This window comes from Nocardioides sp. NBC_00368 (genome assembly GCF_036090055.1).
Classification (GTDB): domain Bacteria; phylum Actinomycetota; class Actinomycetes; order Propionibacteriales; family Nocardioidaceae; genus Nocardioides.
The window spans coordinates 2,990,826-3,014,155 of the sequence record NZ_CP107970.1 but is presented as its reverse complement, the minus strand read 5'-3'; the positions used below and the strand labels follow the sequence as shown (position 1 = coordinate 3,014,155).

The 23,330-nt window shown below is 70.3% G+C and carries 16 protein-coding genes and 1 tRNA gene; 12 read left to right on the top strand and 5 right to left on the bottom strand.

Annotation, left to right across the window (positions count from 1 at the left end; translation table 11 throughout):
• Both def and OG984_RS14420 read left to right on the top strand, forming a co-directional pair.
• Window positions 1–552, top strand: a complete 552-nt coding sequence (def, locus tag OG984_RS14425; RefSeq protein ID WP_328532240.1) for a peptide deformylase — start codon at window positions 1–3, stop codon at window positions 550–552.
• Window positions 553–571: 19 nt separating this feature from the next.
• Window positions 572–645, top strand: a tRNA-Leu gene (locus OG984_RS14420).
• A 44-nt stretch (window positions 646–689) separates the two neighbouring features.
• Here OG984_RS14420 and OG984_RS14415 read toward each other — a convergent pair.
• The gene (locus OG984_RS14415) at window positions 690–2,225 is read right to left on the bottom strand and encodes an MFS transporter (RefSeq protein ID WP_328532239.1); all 1,536 of its coding nucleotides are present in this window, start codon (window positions 2,223–2,225) and stop codon (window positions 690–692) included.
• A gap of 71 nt (window positions 2,226–2,296) precedes the next feature.
• Here OG984_RS14415 and OG984_RS14410 point away from each other — a divergent pair, with 71 nt between their 5' ends.
• Window positions 2,297–2,863, top strand: coding sequence for a TetR/AcrR family transcriptional regulator (locus OG984_RS14410; protein WP_328532238.1), 567 nt, complete (start codon window positions 2,297–2,299; stop codon window positions 2,861–2,863).
• 159 nt (window positions 2,864–3,022) lie between these two features.
• A complete protein-coding gene (locus tag OG984_RS14405; protein ID WP_328532237.1) occupies window positions 3,023–3,871 on the top strand; it encodes a Bax inhibitor-1/YccA family protein in 849 nt (282 codons plus the stop codon).
• A gap of 199 nt (window positions 3,872–4,070) precedes the next feature.
• Here the strand turns inward: OG984_RS14405 and OG984_RS14400 are convergent, their stop codons facing one another.
• Window positions 4,071–5,090, bottom strand: coding sequence for an SGNH/GDSL hydrolase family protein (locus OG984_RS14400; protein ID WP_328532236.1), 1,020 nt, complete (start codon window positions 5,088–5,090; stop codon window positions 4,071–4,073).
• 86 nt (window positions 5,091–5,176) lie between these two features.
• On the opposite strand from OG984_RS14400, the gene OG984_RS14395 reads away from it, so the two are divergent.
• Both OG984_RS14395 and OG984_RS14390 read left to right on the top strand, forming a co-directional pair.
• Window positions 5,177–6,577 carry a cystathionine beta-synthase gene (locus OG984_RS14395; protein ID WP_328532235.1) on the top strand — a complete coding sequence of 467 codons (1,401 nt, stop codon included), beginning with the start codon at window positions 5,177–5,179 and terminating at the stop codon, window positions 6,575–6,577.
• 57 nt (window positions 6,578–6,634) lie between these two features.
• Window positions 6,635–7,030: a hypothetical protein gene (locus OG984_RS14390; protein ID WP_328532234.1), complete on the top strand. Its 396-nt coding sequence runs from the start codon at window positions 6,635–6,637 to the stop codon at window positions 7,028–7,030.
• Here the strand turns inward: OG984_RS14390 and OG984_RS14385 are convergent.
• On the bottom strand, window positions 6,982–9,555 hold the full coding sequence (locus OG984_RS14385) for a LuxR C-terminal-related transcriptional regulator (RefSeq protein ID WP_328532233.1): 2,574 nt from the start codon (window positions 9,553–9,555) through the stop codon (window positions 6,982–6,984). The two genes, OG984_RS14390 and OG984_RS14385, sit on opposite strands and share 49 nt — an antisense overlap.
• 637 nt (window positions 9,556–10,192) lie before the next feature.
• Between OG984_RS14385 and OG984_RS14380 the strand changes: the two genes are divergently transcribed.
• From OG984_RS14380 to OG984_RS14365, 4 genes are read left to right on the top strand one after another with little or no spacing between them, the layout of a single operon-like run.
• Complete coding sequence (locus tag OG984_RS14380; RefSeq protein ID WP_328532232.1) at window positions 10,193–11,662, top strand: cytochrome ubiquinol oxidase subunit I; 1,470 nt, start codon at window positions 10,193–10,195, stop codon at window positions 11,660–11,662.
• Between the two features lie 10 nt (window positions 11,663–11,672).
• Window positions 11,673–12,674, top strand: coding sequence for a cytochrome d ubiquinol oxidase subunit II (cydB, locus tag OG984_RS14375; RefSeq protein WP_328532231.1), 1,002 nt, complete (start codon window positions 11,673–11,675; stop codon window positions 12,672–12,674).
• Between the two features lies 1 nt (window position 12,675).
• Window positions 12,676–16,098, top strand: a complete 3,423-nt coding sequence (cydD, locus tag OG984_RS14370; RefSeq protein WP_328532230.1) for a thiol reductant ABC exporter subunit CydD — start codon at window positions 12,676–12,678, stop codon at window positions 16,096–16,098.
• Complete coding sequence (locus tag OG984_RS14365; protein ID WP_328532229.1) at window positions 16,092–16,754, top strand: response regulator transcription factor; 663 nt, start codon at window positions 16,092–16,094, stop codon at window positions 16,752–16,754. The genes cydD and OG984_RS14365 overlap by 7 nt, the downstream gene beginning before the upstream one ends.
• A gap of 7 nt (window positions 16,755–16,761) precedes the next feature.
• Here the strand turns inward: OG984_RS14365 and OG984_RS14360 are convergent, their stop codons facing one another.
• Window positions 16,762–18,432 (bottom strand): sensor histidine kinase, encoded by a 1,671-nt coding sequence (locus tag OG984_RS14360; protein ID WP_328532228.1) that lies wholly within the window; start codon window positions 18,430–18,432, stop codon window positions 16,762–16,764.
• Between the two features lie 96 nt (window positions 18,433–18,528).
• Complete coding sequence (locus OG984_RS14355; RefSeq protein ID WP_328532227.1) at window positions 18,529–18,954, bottom strand: YchJ family protein; 426 nt, start codon at window positions 18,952–18,954, stop codon at window positions 18,529–18,531.
• A 113-nt stretch (window positions 18,955–19,067) separates the two neighbouring features.
• Here OG984_RS14355 and OG984_RS14350 point away from each other — a divergent pair, with 113 nt between their 5' ends.
• Together OG984_RS14350 and OG984_RS14345 are read left to right on the top strand one after the other, a co-directional pair.
• Window positions 19,068–21,923 carry an AfsR/SARP family transcriptional regulator gene (locus tag OG984_RS14350; protein ID WP_328532226.1) on the top strand — a complete coding sequence of 952 codons (2,856 nt, stop codon included), beginning with the start codon at window positions 19,068–19,070 and terminating at the stop codon, window positions 21,921–21,923.
• Window positions 21,920–23,323: a magnesium chelatase gene (locus tag OG984_RS14345; RefSeq protein WP_328532225.1), complete on the top strand. Its 1,404-nt coding sequence runs from the start codon at window positions 21,920–21,922 to the stop codon at window positions 23,321–23,323. Before OG984_RS14350 ends, OG984_RS14345 begins: the two co-directional genes overlap by 4 nt.
• Window positions 23,324–23,330: the final 7 nt, after the last annotated feature.

Sequence of the window (23,330 nt, the reverse complement as noted above, 5' to 3'; positions counted from 1 at the left end):
GTGAATGAACGGGTACTGTCCTGGACCGAGGCCGAGCTGGGTGTCGAGGGCAAGGTCCTCGACGTCGTACGCGCCCCCGCCCACGTCCTCTCCGTGCCCGGCAAGGACGTCGACCCCGCCGCGCCCGAGACCGTCCAGCTCGCCGCCGACCTGATCGCCACCATGCGGGTCTCGCCCGGCTGCGTCGGCCTGGCCGCCGACCAGGTCGGCGTCTCGGCCCGGGTCTTCTGCGTCGACGTCTCCACCCACGTGAAGACCAGGACCCACCACGGGACGTACGTCCTGTGCAACGCCGAGGTCCTCGAGGCCAGCCGCAACGAGAAGGCACGCGAGGGCTGCATGTCCGTCCCCGACCTGACCGGTGACGTGAAGCGCGCCTCCCGGCTGAAGGTACGCGGCCAGCTCCCGGTCACCGGTGAGACCGTCGAGATCGTCACCGACGCCTTCGAGGCGCGTTGCCTGCAGCACGAGATCGACCACACCAACGGTCTGCTCTTCATCGACCGCGTCGCCGGCGCCCACGCGCTCCACCAGCGCCAGACGTACTTATGACGCTAAGGTCTGGCTGTTCGCCCCGGTGTCCCAACTGGCAGAGGATGACGACTTAAACTCGTCCAGATGTGGGTTCGAGTCCCACCCGGGGCACCCTGTCGCCGTCCTCGGCCCCTGCTCCGGCGCGACGGCCCGCCCTACTCGTGCGTCTCGAGGACCTGCTCGGAGGCGACCCCGCGCAGGGTGATCCCGGCACCGATCGCCGCAAGTGCCAGGACGGTCGCGCCGAGGATCGCTGCGAGGCCGAAGCCATCGGTGTAGGCGTCGAACGCCTGCTGGAGAAGTGGTTCCGCGACCGCTCGGGGGAGTTCCTGGGCGGCGGAGACCGCTGCGCCGATCGTGTCAGCTGCTTCCGCGCCCGCTTCACCCGCACCCGCGACCGGGTCGGCGGCCATGGCGTTGCGGTAGCTGGTGGCGGCGAGCGTGCCGAGAACGGCGATGCCGAGCGCTCCGCCGAGCTCGCTGCTGGTCTCTGCGAGCGCGGATGCCGCCCCTGCTCGCTCCGGAGGAGCGGTGGTGAGTACGAGCGAGGTGACGATGGTCGCTGTCATGCCGACGCCGAGCGTCAGAGTGGCGTACGCGGCGATCAGCGCGCCGATGGAAGAGGCGGACGTCACCAGGCTGACGACGGCGAATCCGCCCGCGGCGATCAGGAGCCCGAGCGTGACGAGCGTCGCGGGACGGATCCTGGCGGCCAGCAGCGAGGCGATGGCGACGCCGAGGAAGCTACCGGCCACCGTCGGCAGCATCCAGAGTGCGGCGGTGAGCGGAGGGAGGCCGAGGACGGTCTGCATGAAGGTCACCGCGAGCAGGCCGATGCCGGCGGTGGCGAAGACGACGATCGCGTTGGCGACGATGGATCCGCTGAAGGCAGGCCGGGCGAACAGATGGATGTCGATCATCGGATGTGCCGCGGTTCGCTGCCTCAGGACGAAGGCACCCGCGAAGGCGACGCCGATCACCAGGGCTGAGACGGAGCTCCATGCTGCTCCGCTCTCGGCGATCTTCTTGACGCCGTAGATGACCGGTAGGACCGCCGTGAGCGAGAGGAAGGCGCCGAGCAGGTCGAACGGTCCTGGGTTGGGATCGCGCGACTCGTCGATGATGATCGGGGCGGCGATGAGCAGCAGAATCATGACGGGCACGTTGACGAGGAACACCGACCCCCAGTGGAAGTGCTCCAGCAGGAAGCCGCCGACGATCGGCCCCACGGCGATGCCTCCGGTGAAGGCGCCGGTCCAGATGCCCACGGCGGTGCGGCGCTGATTCTCGTCGAGGAACATTCCCCGGATGAGCGACAGGGTCGACGGAGCGAGGGTCGCGCCGCCCAGGCCGAGGAGCGCACGAGCGGCGATGAGCATCTCCGCGCTGGAGGCGAAGGCGGCAAGCACCGACGCCGTGCCGAACGCGACGGCACCGACCATGAGCAGTCTTCGCCGCCCGATGCGATCGCCGACGCTCCCCATCGTGATGAGCAGCCCGGCCATCATGAAGCCGTAGATGTCCATGACCCACAGGTGCTGGCTGGCGGTCGGTGCGAGTTCAGCGCTGATCCAGGGCGAGGCGATGAACAGCACCGACAAGTCCATCGAGGCGAGCAGGGCAGGCAGCGTCAGCACGGTCATGCCGAGCCAGTCGCGTGCGGTTGCGCGAGGAGGTGAGGTAGTCGTCATGCAGGAAATGTACATATGTCTAATACATATGTACAAGACGTACGTACGGACAGGCGGTTAGGGTGGGGCTCATGGGCCAGCGTCAGGATCTCCTCGCCGGGGCGAGGCAGTGCATCGCCGAGAAGGGCTACTCGCGTACGACCGCGCGAGACATCACCGCCGCCTCGGGGGCGAATCTCGCGGCCATCGGCTACCACTTCGGCTCCAAGGAGGCGCTGCTCAACGCAGCCATCCTGGAGTCCTTCGACGAGTGGGGCACGGCGATCGATCAGGCCGAGGTGGCCTCAGGGAGTGGAGACCCGATCGAGCGGATGGAGAGTTTCCTCGCCGGCTTTCTGACGGGATCGACGCAGCATCGCGCCATGATCGTGGCGAGCGTGCAGGCGTTCGCCGAGGCCGAGTTCGTCCCGGAGGTGCGCGAGCAGCTCGCGGAGACGTACGAGGAGGCGCGTAGGAGCGTTGCGGCGATGCTGCTCGGCATCGATCCCGACAGCGTCGACGAGGCCGGGCGTCAGTTGGGCTCGCTCGTGCTGGCGATCATCAACGGCACCGCCCTGCAGTGGCTGATCGACCCGGCGGCGACGTCCTCTGCGGCTGGACTCACGGCCGCGCTCAGGTCCTTGGTCTCGTCGCGTTGAACCGACTTCGTACGTGTGTCCGACACCTCGTCGGTGATTGTTCTCGGCCGGGAACGAGTTCAAGGCCTCCCTCGTTGATCGAGGTATAGCGTGCCTACACTGGCACCACGACACGGCGCCGACCGGCGCTCGTCAGGCCTTTCGAGGAGAGACCAAACCATGCAGAGCAACAACCCGGTGTTCCGTAGGGCAGAGGGCTTCGGGCAGCCGTCGCAGAACGCCTACGGCAACGCGACCTACGGTGGCAACGGCGCTCCGTACGCCGGCTACGGGCAGGACCCGAGCCAGTGGTCGACCGGCGCCCCCCAGGCGCCGACCACGGGCGCCCCCATGACGATCGACTCGGTGGTGCAGAAGGGCGCGATCACGCTCGGCGTCGTCTTCCTCGCCGCCATCGCGACGTGGGTCATGACCCCCGACATCAACTCCACCGCCAGCCTCGGGCCGCTCTACATGGCCGCGACCCTCGGTGCTGGTGCGGCCTTCATCCTGTCCCTGGTCAACTCGTTCAAGCGGGTGATCAGCCCGGCGCTGGTCCTGGCCTTCGCCGTTGCCGAGGGCATCGCCCTGGGCGCGCTGAGCAAGGTCTTCGACGCCATGATCGGTGGCGGCATCGTCGTCCAGGCCGTGATCGGCACCTTCGCCGCGTTCGCGGGCACCCTGGCTGCCTACAAGTTCTTCAACATCAAGGTCGGCAACAAGTTCCGCACCTTCGTGATCGCGGCCATGTTCGGCATGGTGGGTCTGAGCCTGATGGAGCTCGTGCTCGGCATGTTCGGTGCCAGCTTCGGCCTCTTCGGCCTCGGCACGCTCGGCATGATCACCGCCATCGCCGGCCTCGCGCTCGGTGTCTTCATGCTGATCCTCGACTTCGACCAGATCGAGCAGGGCATCCGTGCCCAGCTCCCTGAGCGTGAGTCGTGGCGCGCCGTCTTCGGCCTGACCGTCAGCCTCGTCTGGATCTACACCAACCTGCTCCGCCTGCTGGCGATCTTCCAGCAGGACTGATCGCCCGCAGGTCTTCACGACGAAGGAGTGAAGACCTGCCACGGCGATCAGGTCGAGCGAGCCCTTCGACAAGCTCAGGAGGGTCCGCAGCGGGTGAGCCTGCGAACCCGCGAAGCGGGTCGAGACCTCGGTCGCTGACAAGCAACAACCGCCCCGTGCCTATCAAGGCATGGGGCGGTGTGCTTCTCGACCAGCGGGGCTAACGAGCCCGGTTGATCTCCGCGAGCGGGGGAGTCTCGGCAGGACGCTCGCCGCGGCGGGGCTCGCGGTGCTCGTTCTCGAAGGAGCGGGCTCGGGCCCAGTTTCGGCCGAAGCGTCCACGCGGGCGCGGCGCCGGGTCGATCTCGGTTCCTGGCCGGATGACGGCGCGCAGGGAGGCGGCGGCGAGCGGCATCACGTGCTTGCCGTTGTAGGTCTCCAGGATGGCGTTCTCGTCGCCGACGAGCCCGAGCACCGAGAGCGTCGGCGGGACCAGCACCTCGCCGAGAGCGTGGTAGCCGGCCGCGGAGGGGTGGAACAGATCGGCGCCGAACCAGAACGCCGGGGTGGCCTTGAAGGCCGGGCCGAGGACGTCACCCAGCGACACCGTGTGGCCACCGGCGCGGATGACGTGGAAGATCTGCCCGGCGGCGATGCGGATCGACCAGGCCCGCATGATCGAGCGCAGCGGCGGCAGGATCGGGGTGGCCGTGCTGAGGTCGGGGACGGTGCCGACGAGCACCTTGACCCCCGCCTCCTGGAGCCGGATGACGGCCTGGGCGAGGTGGCTCACCGCGACTCGCGGCCGCACCCGGCGGATCACGTCGTTGGAGCCGACCAGGATCACCGCGATGTCGGCGTCGGCCGCGATCGCCTTCTCGACCTGCGGGTGCAGGTCGGAGGACTTCGCGCCGATCTCGGAGAGGTCGTGCAGCCGCACCGGCCGGTGTGCCTTCTCGGAGACACCGGAGGCGAGGACGGCACCAGGCGTGTCCTCGACCTCGGTCATCCCGTAGCCCGCGGCACTCGAGTCACCGAGCAGCGCGATGTTGATCGGACGCCCTGGCTGACGCGCTCCGTACCACCCCGTCGGAGAGGGTGCCACCGGCATCTTGACCTGATGGGTCGCCCGGACGGCAAGCGCTGCTTCCGCGACGAGGACCCCGGCGAACGCGGCCGTCGCGGCCAGAACACCCCCGCCGGCGTACGCGGTCTTGCGTGCCAGACTCTTCTTCGCCACGGGGACACTCTAAAGTCTTCGGCCCATTACCGGGCACTCAGTATCGGGATATAGGGGATCTCACCTAGTGGACATACGCTGTGGCCATGGAGTACGTGGACTCGCTTCTCGACCTTATCGGCAACACTCCGCTCGTGCGGCTGGAGCGTGCGCTGGACGGCGCTGGCGCCTCTGAACCCGGCCAGGGACCGCTGGTTCTGGCCAAGGTGGAATACCTTAACCCGGGCGGTTCGGTGAAGGATCGCATCGCCACCCGGATGATCGAGGCGGCCGAGGCCTCCGGTGAGCTGCAGCCCGGCGGCACGATCGTCGAGCCCACCTCCGGCAACACCGGGGTCGGCCTGGCGATGGTCGCCCAGCAGAAGGGCTACAAGTGCATCTTCGTCTGCCCTGACAAGGTCAGCGAGGACAAGCGCAACGTGCTGAAGGCCTACGGCGCCGAGGTCGTCGTCGCTCCCACGGCCGTGCCGCCCGAGCACCCCGACTCCTACTACAACGTCTCCGACCGGCTCGCCTCGCAGCCCGGCGCCTGGAAGCCGAACCAGTACGCCAACCCCAACAACCCGCGCTCCCACTACGAGGAGACCGGGCCCGAGATCTGGCGCCAGACCGAGGGTAGGATCACCCACTTCGTGGCCGGCGTCGGCACCGGCGGCACGATCTCCGGGATCGGCCGCTACCTCAAGGAGCAGAACCCGGACGTCCAGATCATCGGCGCCGACCCTGCCGGGAGCGTCTACTCCGGCGGCAGCGGCCGGCCCTACCTGGTCGAGGGCGTCGGTGAGGACTTCTGGCCGGACACCTACGACCGTGACATCGCCGACCGGATCATTGAGGTCTCCGACGCCGACTCCTTCGCCTACACCCGCCGGCTCGCCCGCGAGGAGCAGCTGCTCGTCGGCGGCAGCGCCGGCATGGCTGCGTACGCCGCCAAGCAGCTCGCCGCGGAGCTGGCCGGCACGCCCGAGGGCGAGAACGCCGTGATCGTCGTGCTGCTGCCCGACTCCGGGCGCGGCTACCTGACCAAGGTGTTCAACGACGAGTGGCTGGCGCAGTACGGCTTCACGACCGGCGAGGACGCCAAGCAGACCGTCGGCGACGTGCTGCGCGGCAAGTCCGGCCGGCTGCCCGACCTGGTGCACACCCACCCGGGCGAGACGATCGCCGAGGCCGTGCACATCCTGCAGGAGTACGGCGTCTCGCAGATGCCCGTCGTCCGCGCCGAGCCGCCGATCGTGGCCGCCGAGGTCGCGGGCTCGGTCTCGGAGCGGACCCTGCTGGAGGCGCTGTTCACCGGCAAGGCCAAGCTCACCGACTCCGTCGAGGAGCACATGTCGCCGCCGCTGCCCTCGATCGGCTCCAACGCCGACGCCCACGATGCCGCCCACACCCTGGGTGACTCCGACGCGCTGCTCGTGCACGAGGACGGCAAGCCGGTCGGTGTCCTCACCCGCCAGGACCTGCTCTTCTTCCTGACCAGCTCCTGAACCCGGCATACCCTCCCCCCTAGCGGGGGAGGGTGGCGTACGCCATGATGCGTGGTCATGATCGCGTACCCCCACATGCGCCGAAGCGGAGTCCGAGGCAGTCGACATCGCCGATCGGCTCTGGTCGCGGCCTCTCTGGTCGCGCTGTTCTCGCTGGCCGCCTGCGGCGGCGGCCAGGACAGCAGCAGTGGCAGCGATCGGCCCAGCGTCGCGGACATCGAGGGCCAGATCACCAAGAGCAGCGGCGACCAGGTGACCGAGGACCAGTCCGCGTGCCTGGCGAAGACCTACTACGAGTCGGACCTCTCCGACGAGGCGGTACGGCTGCTGGTGGAGGCCGAGGACGTCTCGAAGATCAGCCCGGAGGATCTCTCGGAGGCTGACCAGAAGGCCAGCAAGGAGCTCTACGAGCCGCTGGTGAAGTGCCTGACGCCCGAGAGCTCGCGGGAGTAGTCGCCGTTCGGCGCAGGCCGAAGCCACGTGCTCGCCACCCGGGCGAGGTCCTCGCGACCGGAGACTCCGGTCTTGCGGCTGATGTTGTGCAGGTGGGTCTCGACGGTGCGGGTGCTCATCTCCAGGTCTGCGGCCAACGAGGCGGTGGTGGGGCCGTCGGGCAGCAGTTGGAGCACCTCGCTCTCCCGCCCGGAGAGCCCGATGTGGACCGCCGCGCGACGGAACAGCCCGGCTCGGCTTCCGGAGATCTCGGAGCGTTCCCACGCGAGGTCGAGCGTCTCGGCGGCCTCGGCGAGGTCGCCGGCCTCACGCTGCAGGATCGCCAGCGAGATGGCGGCCCGGGTCACGAACACGAGGGCGCCGGCATCGGCGAGGATCACGATCGCCTCGCGGAGCGCGTCGACGTCGCCGGCAGCGGTGGCGGCCGCGTACGCCCCCATGCCCTGCAGCAGCGGGCTCTCGGTGCCGGCCGCCAGGCTGGCGGCCCGGGTGATGTGCTTGTTCTCGTTCGCGCCGCGCTCGACCGCCTCGATGGCGAGGAAGATGCCGCCGGTGACGTAGCCGGCGTCCAGCCGTTGGCCGACGAGCTCGCAGAGCTCCTTGAGGCTGGGCATCCGGCCGCTGGCCGGCGCCATGATGCTGGCCACCATCCCCGGCCACGGGCCGAAGGCCACCTTCGCGCCACCGATCTGGGAGGCGAGGCTGCGGGCGTACTCCGGGCGGCCCTGAGCCATCGCGATCTCGGCGCCGAGCGTCAGGATGCCGGTGTGGGCGACGTCGCGGTAGGCCGCGACGCTCGAGGAGGAGAGGCTCTGGAACGCCGCCTGGCTCGCCTCGGTCAGCCGACCCGCGATGCTCAGGCCGAGGACGCAGAGGTAGGCGTGGGCCTGGATCAGCATCGCATCCCCACTCCGGTTGGCCTCTTCGAGCTGCTCCCGGGCGAAGTCGATGCCGCGGTCCAGGTCGCCGCCGAGAACGTCGGCCAGTCCGGTGAGGAAGGCAAGCAGTCCAGCGGAGAACTGGTGCTGAGGCTGCTGGCTCTCCAGCAGGTTGCGCGCCTGCTCGACCATCCCGGCGGCGAGGAGGCGCTCGGCGGCCACCACGGCGAGCATCTCCGGGCCGGTCGTGTCGCGCGGGTCGGGCTCGACCGTCGGTAGCTCCGGGACGTACTCGGTCTGGAACTGCAGGTGGGCCCGGGAGGCCTCGAGGGTCGCGGCGAAGGCGGGCAGTCGCTCGAGCCCGTCGTCCAGGACGTCCTTGGCCGCCTTCAGGTCACCCAGCTCGACCGCCTTCCAGGTGGCGAACCAGGCCAGCATCCAGGCCGACTCCTGGGTGTCGGTCAGCGGGGTGCGTCGCTCGACCTCGTCGATCTGGTCACGAGGCGCGGCCGTGTTGCGGAGCGCGACGAGCAGCGGCAGGGCGGTCTCGGGCGAGGGCATCTCGGTCCAGGAGCGGCGCGCGCGGGCGACCTCGTCGGCCATCTGGCGCAGCGAACGCTGGTGGAGGAGGGCGGCATCGGCACCGCGAGGCCGATGGGTGGCGTAGTCGAGGAGGCGTTGGTCGGCGGCGAGGTGGTTGCGTGCGATCACCAGCCCGAACGCCGAGCCCTCGGTGATCAGGTAGTCGCCGATGAGCGGCGGGTAGAGGCCCACGACACCGCTGCCCGGGCCGTCCTCGCTATGGCGCGCCAGCCCGTGGGCGAAGAGCGCGTCGAGCACGTCGCGCTCGAGCAGCTTCTCGGCCTCGTCCAGCGGCACCGGACCCGTCACCGCGAGCGCGGTCGCGCCGTCCCAGGCGGCCTGGTCGAGCCCGGCGACCAGCGGCTCGACGGCCGAGGCCAGCTCAGGAGCCCAGCCCGTACGCCGCGGCAACCGCCACAGCCCGTCGAGCTGCTCCAGCACCCCTGCTCGGGGCCCGACGGTGGCGATGGCTCGGACCAGGCCGAGCAGTCCGCCGGTCGCCATCGTGATCCGTGCCAGCGACCCGGCCTCGACCGGACCGCCGAGGATCGCCCGGCACACCTCGTGCACCTCGTCGACCTCGAGCGCGGGGGAGCGCACCTGGACCGACGGCGCGATGCCGAGCATCAGCGTGTTCTCGGCGACCGGGTGCTGGTGGCGGCTGCTCGTCACCGCCAGGAGGCGCCGCTGGCGGTGGAGGTTGCGCAGGGCGCCGACCGAGTAGGTGTCGAGCGCGTCGGCGTCGTCGATCACCATGACTGTGCCGCTGCCGAGCTGCTTGCTCAGTGCTGTGGTCATCTCGCCGATGGTTCTCCGCGGCCCGGGACCCGCCGCGCCGCCGATGCCGGCGGCGAGCAGCGCGGCGAACGGCTCGTTCTGCCAGGCACGGTGGCCGCTGAGCTGGAAGACGGACAGGCCGTCGTCCTCGAGGCGGTCGGCGATCAGCGCGCAGAGCTCGCTGCGTCCGGAGCCTCGGGGGCCGACCAGATGCACGCTGAGGCCCGCACCGACGTAGTCGGCGACCTCGTCGACCACCCGCGCGAGGACACCTTCGCGATCCGACATGGTCACCCCCCACCTCAAGGTACATCCAAATGCATACCGGATTTTCTGTGGGAGCGCTGTATCGCCCGCGTATTAGGTCTACTGATACGCAGGTTACCTGTTTACAGTACGTAAACAGTCCGTCCGCGACCGCAACCTCTGGCCCTGGATGATGAGATAGTGATCTCACGGGCTGAGGTTCACCTCGGCCTGCACCACTGAGTGACCACCAGGTTGCCGCATCAGCTCCCCCATCTGATTGCGGCCCTGGTGGCACGAAGACCTACAGAGCCCGGCCGTCCCGGACTCGAGGTCGCGATCATCCCCCCGCGGTCGTGACCTCGAGCCCAGGGCGGCCGGGCTCGGTTGTTGGCGATTGCTTCGCAATTCGCGCAGCGCTGGGTTGTTGGCGATTGCTTCGCAATTCGCGAGCGCCTCCGCTTGATCCTCGTCTTCCTCCGCTTCGTTCGTCGCTGCGCTCCTCACTGCGCTGCGTCCAGACGAGGAGCGCTTCAGCGCTGTACTTGTGGCGAGGGGCGCCGAACTGGCAGGCAGCTCGTGAAGCAATTCACAAGGGACGTAAGCCACGACACATGGGACGTATGCCTAGGGGAGGGGGTGGTGTGGCCGGTGATGCGGGAGTGTCATAGTGACTGGCGTGGACAGCGTCCTGGAGTTAGCCAGGTGGCAGTTCGGCATCGTGACCGTCTACCACTTCCTGTTCGTCCCGCTCACGGTGGGACTCACCATGCTCGTCGCCGTGCTGGAGACGATCTGGCTGCGTACGAAGAACCCTGAGTGGCTTCGGCTGACCAAGTTCTTCGCGAAGCTCTTCCTGATCAACTTCGCGCTCGGTGTGGTCACCGGGATCGTGCAGGAGTTCCAGTTCGGGATGACCTGGTCGGACTACTCCCGCTTCGTGGGGGACGTCTTCGGGGCCCCGCTGGCGATCGAGGCGCTGCTGGCCTTCTTCCTGGAGTCGACCTTCCTCGGCCTGTGGATCTTCGGCTGGGACAAGCTGCCGCGGGCGCTGCACAACGCGTGCATGTGGATCGTCCACCTCGGCACGCTCGCGTCGTCGTGGTTCATCCTCGCGGCCAACTCCTGGATGCAGCACCCGGTCGGCTACAAGTTCAACGAGGTCACCGGCCGCGCCGAGCTCACCGACTTCTGGGCGGTGATGTTCAACAAGGTGCAGCTGGGTACGTTCCCGCACGTCATCCTCGCGGCGTACCTGACCGCGGCCGCCTTCATGCTCGGCATCCTGGGCTGGCTCTACATGCGCCGGCCGGGGGAGAACAACGTCGAGCGCCCGATGTACCGCCGCGGGATGGTGCTGGCGGCCTGGGTGATGGTCTTCTCGGGCGTCGGGGTCGCGGTCTCGGGTGACATCCAGGGCAAGATCATGACCGAGGTGCAGCCGATGAAGATGGCGGCCGCTGAGGCGCTGTGGGAGACCTCCGACTCGTGCGCGCCGTTCTCGATCCTGACCATCGGCACCCGCGACGGGAAGCACGAGAAGTGGGCGCTCGAGGTGCCCTGCGTGCTCTCCTTCCTCGGCACCGGCACCTTCGACGGCAAGGTCGAGGGCATCTACGACCTGCAGGAGAAGTACCGCGAGACCTACGGGGCGACGCCGGGCGCGACCTACTACTCGCCCGGTGACTACACCCCCAACATCCCGGTCACCTACTGGACCTTCCGCTGGATGATGGGCCTCGGCGTGGTCGGCGGACTCGTCGGGCTTGCGGTGCTGTGGCTGACCCGCAAGGGACGTACGCCGACGGGGTTCGTCGGACGGGTGCTTCCCGCGCTGGCGATCTCGGCGCCGGTGATGGTGCTGCTGGGCAACTCGATGGGCTGGATCTTCACCGAGATGGGACGTCAGCCGTGGGTGGTCTTCGGGGTGCTGACCACCGCCAACGGCGTCTCGCCGGGCGTCGAGCCGTGGGAGGTGTGGATGTCGCTGCTGGGATTCACCGCGCTCTACGCGGTGCTCGCCGTCATCGAGGTGGGCCTGCTGATGAAGTACGTGAAGAAGGCTCCGGACCCGTTCGTCGAGCCACCCTCACCGTCCCTGCGCGGCTCCGACTCGGATGCCGACGAGCCGATGAACTTCGCGTACTGAGGAGCCTGCGATGGAACTCACGACAATCTGGTTCTGCCTCATCGCCGTGCTGTGGATCGGCTACTTCGTCCTCGAGGGCTTCGACTTCGGCGTCGGCATGCTGCTTCCGGTGCTGGCCCGCGACGACCGCGAGCGGCGCGTCATGATCAACACCATCGGCCCCGTCTGGGACGGCAACGAGGTCTGGCTGCTCACCGCGGGCGGGGCTACGTTCGCGGCGTTCCCGGAGTGGTACGCGACGCTGTTCTCCGGCTTCTACCTGCCGCTGTTCCTCATCCTGATCGCGCTGATCGTGCGTGGGGTCGCGTTCGAGTACCGCCACCAGCGGCCCTCGGTCACCTGGGCCGGCTGGTGGGACCGTGCGGTGATCTTCGGCTCCTACGTCCCGGCGTTCCTGTGGGGTGTGGCGTTCGCCAACATCGTGCGCGGGGTGCCGATCGACGCCGACTTCGAGTTCACCGGAACGGTCCTGACCCTGCTCAACCCCTACGGTCTCCTCGGCGGTCTGGTCACGCTCTCGCTGTTCGTGACCCACGGTGCGGTGTTCATCGCGCTGAAGACCGACGGCGAGATCCGCGGCCGGGCCCGCGCGCTGGCGCTCAAGACCGGGGTCGTAGCGGCCGTGCTCGCCGTCGTCTTCCTGGTCTGGACCCAGGCGCTCACCGGCAACCTGGCGACCGCGGTGATCTTCGTCGTGGCGGCGCTCGCGCTCGTGGGCGGGCTGGCGGCTGCGTACGTCGGTCGCGAGGGGCTCGCCTTCGCGGGCACCTTCCTCGCGATCGGGCTGGCCGTGGCCGGGCTCTTCGTGGGGCTCTTCCCCGACGTGATGCCCTCGACCACGGACGTCGCGAACTCGCTGACCACGACGAACGCGGCGGCGACGCCCTACACGCTCAAGCTGATGACGATCGTCGCGGCGGTGTTCACGCCGATCGTGGTGGGCTACCAGGCCTGGACGTACTGGATCTTCCGCAAGCGGATCTCCATCCACCACATCCCCGCCGCTCATTGAGATGCGCCCGAACGACCCGCGACTGCGAGCCCAGCTGACCGTAGCCCGGCGGCCGCTCGCCGTCGTGGTGGCGGCCGGGGTGCTGGGCGCGGTGCTGCTGATCATCCAGACGTACGCCGTCACCGGGCTGCTCATCTCCGCGATCCGCGGCACCGGGTCGGTGAGCGGCTGGGCGCTGGCGGTCGTGACCGTCTTCGCCGGGCGCGCGCTCGTCGGGATGGTCTCGGACGTGGCCGGCGCCCGGGCGGCCGGGGTCGTCGGCGCGGACCTGCGGCGCCGGGTGGTCGGCGCGATCCTGCGCGGGCAGGCGGGTCGATCGGGGGCGTTGTCGGCCCTGGCCACGCGTGGGGTCTCGGCCGCCGAGCCGTATCTGACGCGGTACGTCCCGGCACTGGTGCTGGCGTGCGTACTGCCCGTCATGGTGCTCGCGGTGATCGCCTGGACCGACCCGCTCAGCGGTCTCATCGTGGGGCTCACGCTGCCGTTGATCCCGATCTTCGGAGTGCTGGTCGGGCTCGCCACGCGTGACCAGGCGGCCGGCCAGTGGCGCGCCATGTCGGCGCTGGCCGGCCACTTCCTCGACGTGATGAAGGGCCTGCCGACCCTGGTCGCCTTCGGTCGAGCTCGTGCGCAGTCGGGGGTCATCGCCACGATCACCGACCGCTACCGCCGCCGGACCCTGGAGACCCTGAAGATCGCCTTCGCCTCCTCGGCCGTGCTCGAGCTCGTCGCCACCATCTCGGTGGCCCTGGTCGCGGTCATCATCGGTGTCCGGCTCGCCGCCGGCTCCGTCGATCTGCAGACCGCCCTCGTCGTCCTGCTGCTCGCCCCGGAGGCCTACTGGCCGCTGCGCCGCGTCGGCACCGAGTTCCACGCCGCCGCCGAGGGTACGGCCACGCTCGAGGCCACCGCCGACCTCTCCGCCCGAGAGGTCGGTGCGGTCGGCCGAGACGTCACGTACGTCGGCCGAGAGGCCAGCGACGGCCATCTCGGCTCGCGGGAGCGGCGTCTCGGCATGTCTCTCGACGGGGTGGGACTGACCTATCCGGACCGCGATCGGCCGGCGCTCGCACCGGTCTCCGCGACGGTCCCGGGGCGGGGGATCACCGCGATCGTCGGCCCGAGCGGCTGCGGGAAGTCGACGTTGCTGGCGACGATCGCGGGGCTCCACGAGACGTACGTCGGCACCGTCGAGCTCGACGGGCAGACCCCGGCCGAGGGTGACGGGTGGCGGCGGCGGTTCGCCTATCTGCCCCAGCGACCGGTGTTCGTCGGCGGGACGATCGCCGACAACCTGCGCCTCGGGTCGCCGGATGCGACCGATGGTGACCTGTGGCAGGTGTTGAAGCGGGTCGCGCTCGCCGACCGGATCGCCGAGCTGCCCGGCGGGCTCGGTGCCGACCTGGCCGAGGACGGCCGCTCGCTCTCAGCAGGGGAGCGGGCCCGGCTGGCGCTGGCCCGCGTCGTACTCTCCGATCGCCCCTGGGTCCTCCTCGACGAGCCCACCGCCCACCTCGACCCCGACACCGAGCGGATCATCGCCGACACCGTCACCGATCTCGCCCGCGACCGCGCCGTCGTCCTCGTCGCCCACCGCCCGGCCCTCATCGAGATCGCCGACCAGGTCATCACCCTGTCCGCCGAAACGGTAGAAGTGGCAGGCGAGACCGTAGAAGCGGTGGCCGACACTGCAGAAATGGCGGATGAAAGTCGAGTTTCGTCACCCACAACTACCGATTCGGCTGCCACAACTACCGGTTCGGCGCGGGTGGCGCTGTGGGGGGCGGCGGTGGTCGGCGGGCTGAGCTGGGCGTCGGGGGTGGCGCTGACGGCGCTGGCGGGGTGGCTGATCATCAAGGCCTCCTATCACCCGGTGATCATGACGCTGGTGGCGGCGATGGTGGGGGTACGTACGTTCGGGATCGCGCGGCCGGTGCTGCGCTACCTGGAGCGGTTGTGGTCGCACGACAGCGCACTGCGGCTGCTCGCCAGGCGGCGGGTGGAGATCTACGACGCGCTGGTGCCGCTGGTGCCCGGCGCGCTCCCGGGCCGCCGCGGCGACGTCCTCGCCAGTGTCGTCGACGACGTCGACGCAGTGCTCGACGAGGAGCTGAGGGTGCGGTTGCCGATCCGGGAGTACGCCGTCGTGGCCCTCCTCGCGGTCTTGGCGACCGCGCTCATCGACCCGGTCGCCGCGGCCTTCACCGCGGCCACGGTGGTGGCGGCGGGCGCCGCCTTCGGGATGGCGTACGCAGGAGCAGCACGCGCCGAGAACATCTCGGTCACGGTGCGGGCCAGGGTGTCCGAGCAGGTGGTCGAGGCGACCCAGACGGCGACCGAGCGCCGCATGTGGCAGGCCGGCGAGCCCGTGCTGGACGCGCTCGACGGCCTGGCCCGCACCGCCACCAGAGCCACCACGACCGCTGCGGTCGCCGCCTCCGCGGCCAAGGCGCTCGTGCTGGTCACCGCCGGTGCCGCCGTCGCCGCGACCGCCGCCTTCACCACGGTCGGCGACGGCCCGATGCTCGCGCTCCTCACCCTGGTCCCGCTGGCCATGGCCGAGCCGGCCGCGACCCTGGCCGACGCCGGTGCCGCCAGGGCCCGCACCCGCGCCGCCCAGCGCCGACTCGACGATCTCACCGCCCGCCGGCCGGCGGTCGAGACCCCAGAGCACCCCGAGCGGCCCGCCGGCGACACCACGATCACCCTCACCGGCGTCACCGCCCGACCCGGCGGCACGACGGCGGGCCAGAGCGTCGAGATCCCCGACCTGCACCTCGAGCCGGGCGCGAGGATCGGCATCGTCGGGCCCTCCGGCTCCGGTAAGAGCACCCTCGCCGCGCTGCTGCTGCGCTTCCTGGACCCGGACACCGGCACGATCACGCTCGGCGGCCGCCCGACGAGCGACCTCGACCCCAGGGACGTACGGAAGATCGTCGGGCTCGTCGACGACGACCCGCACGTCTTCTCCTCCAACCTCGTCGAGAACGTCCGTCTGGCGCGGCCCGAAGCCACCGACGACGAGGTCGAGCAGGCGCTCCGGCGCGCCCACCTCGGCGACTGGCTCGACGCCCTCCCCGACGGGATGCGGACCAGGCTCGGCGACGGCGCGGCCCAGGTCTCCGGCGGCGAGCGGGCCAGGCTCGCGGTGGCGAGGTCGCTGCTGGCCGGGCACAAGGTCCTGGTTCTGGATGAACCTTTGGCTCATCTGGACACCTCGACCGCCGCGTCGCTGGCGCGTGAGGTGCTCGCGCGGGAGGATGGCTCGACAGCTGACACAGAGCCCGGCAGAGAACACGGCGCAGAGCTTGGTCCGCATGGCGGCACGAAAACCGTAGTGTGGATGACTCACACATCGACCGGACTGGGGTTGACCGATACCGTGGTCTCCCTTCAACGAATGGGGGAAGTGAGACGGTGTTGACCGAGACAAGGACGATCCGGGTCTACCTGCTCGACGACCACGAGGTCGTCCGTCAGGGGTTGACAACGCTGCTCGACAGTCATGACGACATCGCTGTCGTCGGCCAGGGTGGCACCACCGCCCAGGCGCGTGAGGACATCGACCGTCTCCGACCGGACGTGTGCGTGCTCGACGCCCGCCTTCCCGACGGCTCGGGGATCGAGGTCTGCCGCGAGGTGCGGGCGGCCTACCCCGACATGCTCGCGCTCATCCTGACCTCCTATGACGACGACGAGGCCCTCTTCTCGGCGATCATGGCCGGCGCCAAGGGCTACGTCCTCAAGGACATCCGCGGCAACGACCTGGTCGAGGCGATCCGCACCGTCTCCGGTGGCGGCTCGCTGCTCGACCCGCTGATGACCGCGAAGGTCATGGAGAAGATGCGCAACCCCGACGGCGAGTCGCCGCAGATGCAGGCGCTCACGCCCCAGGAGAAGCGCCTGCTCGCGCTCATCGGCGAGGGCCTGACCAACCGCGAGATCGCCGGCCGGATGTTCCTGGCCGAGAAGACGGTGAAGAACTACGTCTCCAGCATCCTGGCCAAGCTCGGCGTGCAGCGCCGCACCCAGGCGGCGCTGATGGCCAAGGAGCTCCTCCACCCCCGCAAGGGGAACTGACCCGGGGTCAGACCCCAGCGGTGATCGGCACCTGCCACACGAGCTCGGTGCCGCTGGGGGAGCGCGGGCCGATCTCGAGCTGACCACCGAGCTGGACCGCGCGGCAGCGGGCGTTCTTCAGCCCGCTCTCCTCGGCTTCCTCCGGGACGCCGCTGCCGTCGTCGCGTACGACCAGCTTGATCTCGTCGTCCTGGAGGCTCAGCTCGATCTGGGCGCTGTGGGCCTGGGCGTGCCGGGCGAGGTTGGAGACCGCCTCACGCAGCACCGGCAGCAGGTGGTTGCGGACCGCATCGGGCACCGCTGTGTCGACCGGCCCGGTGATCTTGATCTCCGGGGTGAAGTCCATGACGCCTGCGTACTCCCGGACGACCTCGCGCACCTGTGCCCGCAGCGAGGAGGCGTCGTGGTTGCTGAGGTCGAAGATGGAGCCGCGTACGTCCTTGATGGTCTGGTCCAGCGAGTCGACCTGCTCCGAGAGCCGCTTGGGCAGATCCTCGACCCGCTCGGGGTTGCGGCCCAGGGTCTCGAGCTGGAGGCCGATCGCGAAGAGGCGCTGGATGACCACGTCGTGGAGGTCGCGGGCGATCCGGTCGCGGTCGGTGATGACGGCGAGGTCGGCCCGGTCCTCGACGGCGCGGAGACGGTCCAGGGCGAGAGCGGCCTGGCCGGCGAAGCCGAAGAAGAGCTCGCGCTCGTGCTCGTCGTGGGCGGCCCGGGCCCTGTCGTAGATAGCCAGCAGAGCGCCACGGCCGGCGAGCGAGGAACGCACCGGCGCGACCACGACGTAGAGCCCGTCGACCTCGAGGTCGAGCGGCTCGACGATGCGGCGGTCGATCAGGAGCGGGACCTTCTCGGTCACCGCACGGACCCGCTCCTCCTGGCCGGCCACGGCCGCGACCCCGGAGACGAGGCCGTGCTCGATGCGGGTGCCGGCGCCGACGCCGATCGCGCGCATGAGGGGCAGTGCGGTCTCGCACATCCGCTCGAGCGCGACCGTGTGGTCCAGCGGCGGGGTCAGGGCGCGGCTGAGCTCGGCGCTCGCCTCGAGCCACTTGCGGCGCTGCTCGCTGAGCTCGAGCTCGCGTACCTTGTCGATCTGGGCACCCGCGGCACGGGCCAGGGCGACGACGAGCTGCTCGTCGTGGCTGGTGAAGTCGGCGCCGCCGACCTTCTCGGACAGGAGCAGGTGGCCGAAGTCGTGGTCCTTGATCCGCAGCGGCACCTCGATGAACTTGCGCTTGCCGGGATCGCCCGTACGCAGCGCGTGGCTGCCGCCCTCGGCAGCGCGAGAACCGACCAGCAGCAGCGGTTCGGGAGCGGTGATTCCCCGGGGGCGGGTCGTCGACGCCGGCTCGTCATCATCATCCGCTCCGTCATCGACGATGGCATCGGCGTAGGGATCGGCATCCAGCCGCGCCCGGCGGCCGCGGCTCTTGCCCACGACCTGCAGCGTCGGCTCCTGCTGGTGCCCGTAGGTGATCAGGTCCTGCAGATTTCCGTCGAGGTCGAGCACACCGAGAGCGCCGTAGCCGGCTCCGGTCAGCTCGCAGGCGGAGCGGGTGATCCGCTCGAGCATGGCGCTCAGGTCGAGCTCGCTCGACATCGCGATGACCGCGTCCAGGAGCGAGCGCGCCGATGGCTCGAGACCGGTCAGGTCCTCGGTCGCGTCGGTGGTCACTCGACAGAGTCTGTCGTGCCGCACCCGTTCGCGTCCACATATCGGCAACAGTTTCTCCACTGTCTGCCTCAAACTCACGCGAATGCGTGCGTTTGGTCATTCGCCGGCGATCTCGCCGTCGACGTAGTGCCACCGTCCGGCACGCACCTCGAACCGGCTGTGCTCGGCGAGCACGCCATCCCCCGACGGAGAGCGGTAGGAGGCCCGGAACGCCACCCAGCCGTGGGTGTCGTCGTCGAGCCCGGACCCCTCGATCTCCAGGCCCGTCCACGTCAGCCGCGGGTCAGGCGCGGCCACGCCCAGGTCGTCGGGGCGGGTGCCCGGGTGCCAGGTGCGGAAGATGTAGTCCCAGTCCCCGAGGGCGTACGCCGCATAGCGGCTGCGCATCAGCTCCTCCGGCGTCTCGGCCAGGGCTCCGCCACGGTGCAGCCGGTGGCAGCACAGCGCGTAGCGCTGCCCGCTGCCGCACGGGCACTGCTGCTGCAGGGTCGATCCGGCGGAGGTGCGGCCGAAGGGGGACATGTGTCCATTGTGTACCGGAATGGCCCGATTCCCTTCGTGGGCCCGTCACGTCACGACTATTGTGTGGGGGTGGCTCTCAGGCGCAGGCGGCTCGGGACGGCGGGGGTGCTGTGGTGACGGATGTCTACATCTGTCTGCTGGGCCCCCTGATCGTCACGCGTGCAGGCGAGCCCGTGGAGGTCCCCGGACGACGTCCCCGCACGCTGCTGGCCCTGCTGGCGCTCGAGGCCGGCACCCCGGTCTCCGCCGACCTGCTCGCCGACCGGATCTGGGGCGAGGACCTCCCCGACAACCCGCGCGGCAGCCTGCACACCTACATCGGGCGGTTGCGTCGCGTGCTCGGCAAGGAGGTCGTACGCCGCGCAGCCGGTGGCTACATCCTCGACCTGCCCCGCTCCGCGGTCGACGCGCTCACCTTCATCGATCTGCTCGACGCGGCCGAGGGGCCGCAGGCCTACGAACGGCTCGAGGAGGCCATCGCGCTGTGGCGCGCCGAGCCTTTCGACGACTCCGCGGGGGAGTCGCTGGCCGAGCGCACCCGTCCGTGGCTGGTCGACCGCTACCTCGCCGCGCTGGAGCATCGTGCCGAGCTCGACATCGCCGCCGGCCGCGCCACGAAGGCGGTCGCCGACGTGCGTCGGGTGATCGGCGACCATCCGCTGCGGGAGTCGCTGTGGGTCGTACTCCTGGACGCGCTCGAGGCCGCCGGGCGTACGGCCGAGGCGCTGGAGGCCTACGAGGAGGTCCGCGCACGGCTGGCCGAGGAGCTCGGCGCCGACCCGGGCGCGGAGCTGCGCTCGACGTTCACGAGGCTGCTGGTGGGTTCCTCGCCGGCTGCGCCGGACGCCGAGGTGTCCGCGGGCCAGGCGACGGTGCCCTCCCAGCGGGTCTCCGAGGAGGACATGGTCCCGCGTCAGCTCCCGGCCGACATCCCCAGCTTCTCCGGGCGTACGGCCGAGCTCCGGCTGCTCGACGCGGTGACCATCTCCCACGAAGCCGGCTGGCCGAGCGTGGTCGCAGTGCACGGCATCGGTGCGGTGGGCAAGACCGCGCTCGCGGTGCACTGGGCGCGGAGCCGGGCCGAGCACTTCCCCGACGGCCAGCTCTTCATCGACCTGCGCGGCTTCGGGCCGGGTGAGCCGCTGTCGCACGCGCAGGCGCTGACGACCCTGCTGATCGGGCTCGGCGTCGACGTCGCCTCGGTTCCGGGCGAGGTGGACGCGGCATCTGCCCTGCTGCGTACGACCCTCGCGCAGCGGCGCATGCTCCTCGTGCTCGACAACGCCCGTGACTCCACCCAGGTGCGGCCGCTGCTGCCGGGTGGTGACTCGCTGGTCCTGGTGACCAGCCGCAGCCAGCTGCGTGGTCTGGCCACCCGGGAGGGCGCCCGCCGGCTCGCGCTGGACACGCTCGCCCCGGAGGAGTCGGCGGCCTTCCTGCGGCAGCGGCTCGTCGACCGGGCGGCGGACGAGGCCGACGTACGCGCCCTGGCGGACAGGTGCGGACACCTGCCGCTGGCTCTCGCCGTCGCCGCCGAGCGCTGCAGCCGCTACCCCGATCTGTCGCTGACCGACCTGCTCGCCGAGCTCGACGGCGAGACCAGCCGGCTGGCCGCCCTGGAGGCGCCGCTCGACCCGATCTCCGACCTGCGCGCGGTCTTCTCCTGGTCCTACGACTCCCTCGACGAGGAGTCGCGGCGATCCTTCCGGCTCCTCGGCCTCCGTCCGGGCCACGAGATCGGGATGCCCGCGATGGCGGCGCTCTTCGGCGTCGACATCGCCGCGGCCAGGCGTCTGGTCGACAAGCTGGTCGACGCCAACCTGGTCCGTGAGCACCGGCCGGGACGTTTCGTGCTCCACGACCTGATCCGGGACTACGCCCTGGAGATGGGCTCCGAGGAGGAGTCCGGGGAGGCGCTGCTGCGGCTGGTGAGCTGGTACACCCACTCCCTGGTCGCGGCCTCCGAGGCCGGCGGCCGGTCCTTCCGGCTGATGAGCCTCGACCCCGTCGTCGCCGGCGTCACGCCGCTGACCTTCGCCACCGCGCAGCAGGCCCGCGCCTGGGGCGACCGGGAGTGGCTGACCATGGGCAGTGCCGTACGACTGGCTGTGCGCGCCGGCCTGCTGGGCCCGGCCTATCAGCTGGTCAACAAGATGTTCACCCTCTCGATGCGGCACCCTCCCGCCGAGACGCTGCCGCTCCAGGAGCTCTGCCTCGACGCCGCCCTGCGCGCGGGCGAGCATGTCGACGCGGCCTACATCCGCAACCAGGCCGGGATCAGCCGGGCGCGGGCAGGCGACCTGACCCGGGCGATCTCGGAGTTCCGGGGCGCGGCCGAGGTGTTCCGCGCGGCTGGGACCGCGGCCGGCCTGGAGATGGCCCTGTCCAACTGCGGCCAGGCGCTCAGCATGATCGGCTCCCTCGACGAGGCCGTCGCCGTCCTCGAGGAGGCCTACGCCGTCGCGGACGCCGCCGGGATGGACGACCGTGCCCGAGCAAGCCTGATCGGGCTGGCCGAGGTCTACGTCCGGATGGAGCGCTACGAGGACGCCGTGCGGCTGGTCGAGGAGGAGATCGGCTACGCGTCCGTCGACGTCGACTCCTCCGCCTCGCCGCGGATGACCCTGATCGACGCCCTGATCGGGCTGGGCCGCCACGCCGAGGCCGAGACCCACCTGCGCCTGGAGCTCGCCCATCACCTCGAGGAGCGCAACCGGTGGGCCGAGGCCAACGTCCTCGTACGCCGTGCCCTGATCGAGCGCGAGACCGAACGCGTCGCCCAGGCCCGAGCGACGCTGCACGAGGTCAGCGCGATCCTGGACGAGGTCGGAGAGCTCGACCGCACCGCGCTGACCCGGGAACGGGTCGAGGAGCTCCTCGCCAGCGTCGGATCCTCGGTATCCGCGGGTCGGGACGTCGACGCGACGGCCGCCCAGGGGTTGGGCGGCGGCGTAGCGTTGCGTCCGTGACTGCCGCACCCACGATCAGCACCCTCGGCCAGCTTCGCGCGAGTGGCCATGTGTTCAAGTCGCTCCGCGAGGAGATCCGCGACAACCTGCTGGCCAAGCTGGCAGCCGGCGAGGACCCCTGGCCCGGGCTGCACGGGCTGGAGGACACCGTCATCCCCCAGCTCGAGCGTGCCCTGATCGCGGGCCACGACGTGGTCCTGCTGGGCGAGCGCGGCCAGGGCAAGACCAGGCTGCTGCGTACGTTGGTGGGGTTGCTCGACGAGTGGACCCCGGTCATCGAGGGCTCCGAGCTCGGTGAGCACCCCTACGAGCCGGTCTCGGTCGGTTCCCAGCGGGCGGCAGCGGAGCAGGGCGACGCGCTGCCGGTCGCCTGGAAGCACCGGTCCGAGCGCTACGCGGAGAAGCTGGCCACCCCCGACACCTCGGTCGCCGACCTGATCGGTGACGTCGACCCGATGAAGGTCGCCGAGGGGCGCTCGCTGGGCGACCCGGAGACGATCCACTTCGGGCTGATCCCGCGCTCCCACCGCGGCATCGTCGCGATCAACGAGCTGCCCGACCTGGCCGAGCGGATCCAGGTGGCGATGCTCAACGTGATGGAGGAGCGCGACATCCAGATCCGCGGCTACGTGCTGCGGCTGCCGCTTGATCTCCTCGTGGTGGCCTCCGCCAACCCGGAGGACTACACCAACCGCGGTCGGATCATCACCCCGCTCAAGGACCGCTTCGGCGCCGAGATCCGCACCCATTACCCGCGCGAGCTCGCCGCGGAGATGGCGGTCATCCGGCAGGAGGCCGCTCTGGTCGCCGACGTACCGGACCACCTTCTCGAGATCCTCGCCGTCTTCACCCGCCACCTGCGTGCGTCCTCGGCGGTCGACCAGCGGTCTGGCGTCTCGGCGCGCTTCTCGATCGCCGGCGCCGAGACCGTCGCCGCGGCCGCGCTCCACCGCGCCACCGTGGCCGGGGAGCCCGACGCCGTTGCTCGTCTCGTCGACATCGAGACGGCCGTCGAGGTGCTCTCCGGCAAGATCGAGTTCGAGTCGGGCGAGGAGGGCCGCGAGGCCGACATCCTCACCCACCTGCTGCGTACGGCCATCGCCGAGACCGTCCGCAAGTCCTTCCGCGGCCTCGACTTCGCGCTGCTCATCGACGCCATCGAGGACGGCCGCATGGTCACGACCGGCACCAAGGTCTCCGCCCGCGCCTTCCTGGAGGGCCTCCCGGTCCTGGGCGAGTCCGATCTCTACGACCAGATCGGCGACCGCGTCTACGAGGCCACCGGCGGCCCCAAGAACGACGGCCAGCTGGCCAGCGCCATCGAGCTCGCCCTGGAGGGCCTCTTCCTCGCCAGAAAGATCGGCAAGGACACCGAGGGCGGCGAGACGATCTATGGCTGATTCGGCG